Source organism: Bacillus sp. FJAT-28004, assembly GCF_001280845.1.
Lineage (GTDB): Bacteria > Bacillota > Bacilli > Paenibacillales > Paenibacillaceae > Pristimantibacillus.
The window spans coordinates 1-2,334 of sequence record NZ_LGHP01000015.1; the positions used below are offsets into that span (position 1 = coordinate 1).

Genomic DNA, 2,334 nt, shown 5'->3' on the forward strand with positions numbered 1-2,334 from the left:
GGTGCGACTGCTGGCATGATTTATGCTTGCGTGAAGTTGCACCGCTTAAGAAAGCTCGGCAAAACGAAATAAACCACTGCGTAAGGGTTGCACCCCTTACGAGCGGTTTACTTCAGCCGAGTATTCTGTTTTGAATCGAATCCCTGGTCGTTACTGCGATCGGGGATTCATAATACATATTATTGCCTTAATGATAACATTCAACCGCGAAGTCAGCAATTCAAGGACGGAGTAATCTAAGAAGCTAATATTCGATATGAAAACAAAGACCGGACAGCACAGAGGGCTGTCTTTCTTTGCGCTATGCTCCAAGAAAGAAACCCTCTGCAGGGCCGATGCCTCCGCTACGCTGCAGCATCTTAATGGGCACCGGTGAATCGCACCTATTCAGCCACCGTAGGCTGCTCCGCTCCGATCGTTTTCAAAAGCTACATCCTAATCTATAACGCATTCGTCATCTTAGCCTGCCATTCAGAACCTTGCCGTGCTAGGGTGGCTTTTCGAGAACGCCATCCCTCCGGGCATACCCTTGCACGACAAGAACCTGCATAGCAAATCGGGCTATGACGGCTACGTTATAAGGATGTTTAGCTCTTTGAAAACGACATGCGCTTTGCAGAACGCCAGAGGTGGCGGAATGCTTCTTCACCGGCAAGACCTTAAAGATTTCCGCTCATCGCCGCTCAGGCTAGACCGGCAAACGATACCGGATGTTTAGGGGGCCGTATGACTTTTTTATCGGGAGGAATGTTTATGGTTCAGATGACAATGCAGGATTGTGGAGTAGATATGTTGCAGTTTGACGGTGTTTTTTCAGTGTTATCCAAACAGCTTGAAAAGCATAATTCAATCGAGAGTATTCCGCACCTTCAGTTCATGATTGCCATTGAAGAGAGAGCATTGAGGATTCAAAAAGGGATCCATCGTCAACGCTGTGAGGTTCGATTAGAGATGTATCGCAGCCGTCTTTTGAAAATCCAAACTAAAGGAGTTGCATAAGTATGAATGGACAAGCTGAAGAAATCGATTTGTTCTCCTTTGTATTTGAAAATGTTGTAACGGAGGAAATGATTGAGAATGCGCTGAAGGAAGTCGTAGCGGCTGCTAAAAAATCAGGTAATTCACATTCATTCCATATTTATAGACACTTGAGCAGGTCAACTGCTAACTTATTGCCAGATCTTCAAAGTCGGGGTTTCCTTAAGGTTTGGGATAATGGGCGGATGTGTGATTTGAAAACGGAATACCGCGATTGGCACAACCCTGCAGAAGTTGCCGCTGAATATCGTAAAAAAACACTCGATCTTATAGCGAGTGGTATGAATGCATATGATTTGATGGCTCACCGAAATACCATTTCAGGACCCGGCATCAATGAAGCAGTTGAGGAGGTCCGGATTGAATTATTTACGATGCTCGGAATCAATCACGCACGGTCAAATCAGAAAGCATTAGGGTATTCCATTGACCCACAGCGCAGAAAAAACAAAGCGATGATTGCAGATATTCATGAGAATACCAAGCACCTATCGGATTGGAGAGCGGTGAAGAGCTATTTTGACCAAACACGGTTCGAGGAGATTGGATATGACGAAAAGCCTCATTATGTATCTTTAAGCCCAACTAGCTTCAAGCTGATTTGTTTAGCACAATCGGATTCAATCAAGGATGTGCAGCTGCTCGTTCCCTATTTTGGATGCTCATTTGTAAGGTACAAACAAGAGGGACAGCGAATTATTTACTTAAATGGAGAGATTGAACAAGTAAATCCGGAGGAGATGAATGCAACATGATGAAAATATACGGGCTTGAAAACCAATCAAAAGAAAAGGAAGTGGTTAGTATGTTCAAGCAAATAGTTAATACCTTTAAACAAGAGCTTGCTGTAGCTAGACTTAGAGACCGTGAGGAGGAAGCGACAGCAAAAGCAGCGCAGCTGGCTAGCATGCGCCGAAATTGGCGGCGATTTAGATCAGATAAGCTTGTAGAGCAAATGGAATTGATTGTTCTAAAGCAGTTGAAAGCCTATCACAGTGATTTCTATGAACTTGATATAGCGAGGATGTTAAACATCGGTGAAGTTCCGTTTTGCTGGTTTGTTCGGAATCATGGTACGGATTTACTGCCGATGGAGGGCGATGAGCGAACGATGCAGCAAGCAGAGGAATGGTTGAATACGCTACGCATCCAGTTTGGTCAAGGGCTGAAGGTGGCAGACAATACCAAGCTTTTCATTTGCTATCCAAAAGAGAAAAAGATAAAAGAAGTGAAGTTATTCTCGGATGTATCATTTAAAGTGACCGTATAAGCGCCAGGATCTAGGGCGTTTTTTTT

General features: G+C 44.1%; 4 protein-coding genes. All 4 read left to right on the top strand.

All coding sequences use genetic code 11. The annotated features are described in order from the left end of the window. The first annotated feature begins 595 nt into the window (after nucleotides 1-595). Genes AC787_RS35140 through AC787_RS32820 form a run of 4 tightly spaced genes read left to right on the top strand, consistent with a single transcriptional unit; the run spans nucleotide 596 to nucleotide 2,308 of the window. Nucleotides 596-718: a hypothetical protein gene (locus tag AC787_RS35140; protein WP_268760220.1), complete on the top strand. Its 123-nt coding sequence runs from the start codon at nucleotides 596-598 to the stop codon at nucleotides 716-718. Nucleotides 719-753: 35 nt separating this feature from the next. Further along, nucleotides 754-999 carry a hypothetical protein gene (locus tag AC787_RS32810; RefSeq protein ID WP_054029195.1) on the top strand — a complete coding sequence of 82 codons (246 nt, stop codon included), beginning with the start codon at nucleotides 754-756 and terminating at the stop codon, nucleotides 997-999. Nucleotides 1,000-1,001: 2 nt separating this feature from the next. Further along, nucleotides 1,002-1,793, top strand: coding sequence for a hypothetical protein (locus AC787_RS32815; protein WP_054029196.1), 792 nt, complete (start codon nucleotides 1,002-1,004; stop codon nucleotides 1,791-1,793). After that, a complete protein-coding gene (locus AC787_RS32820) occupies nucleotides 1,790-2,308 on the top strand; it encodes a hypothetical protein (protein ID WP_054029197.1) in 519 nt (172 codons plus the stop codon). The genes AC787_RS32815 and AC787_RS32820 overlap by 4 nt, the downstream gene beginning before the upstream one ends. Nucleotides 2,309-2,334 lie beyond the last annotated feature (26 nt).

Coding starts and splice junctions, on each gene's coding strand:
- AC787_RS32810 (WP_054029195.1), top strand. CDS start 754: ATGGTTCAGATGACAATGCAGGATTGTGGAGTAGATATGTTGCAGTTT.
- AC787_RS32815 (WP_054029196.1), top strand. CDS start 1,002: ATGAATGGACAAGCTGAAGAAATCGATTTGTTCTCCTTTGTATTTGAA.
- AC787_RS32820 (WP_054029197.1), top strand. CDS start 1,790: ATGATGAAAATATACGGGCTTGAAAACCAATCAAAAGAAAAGGAAGTG.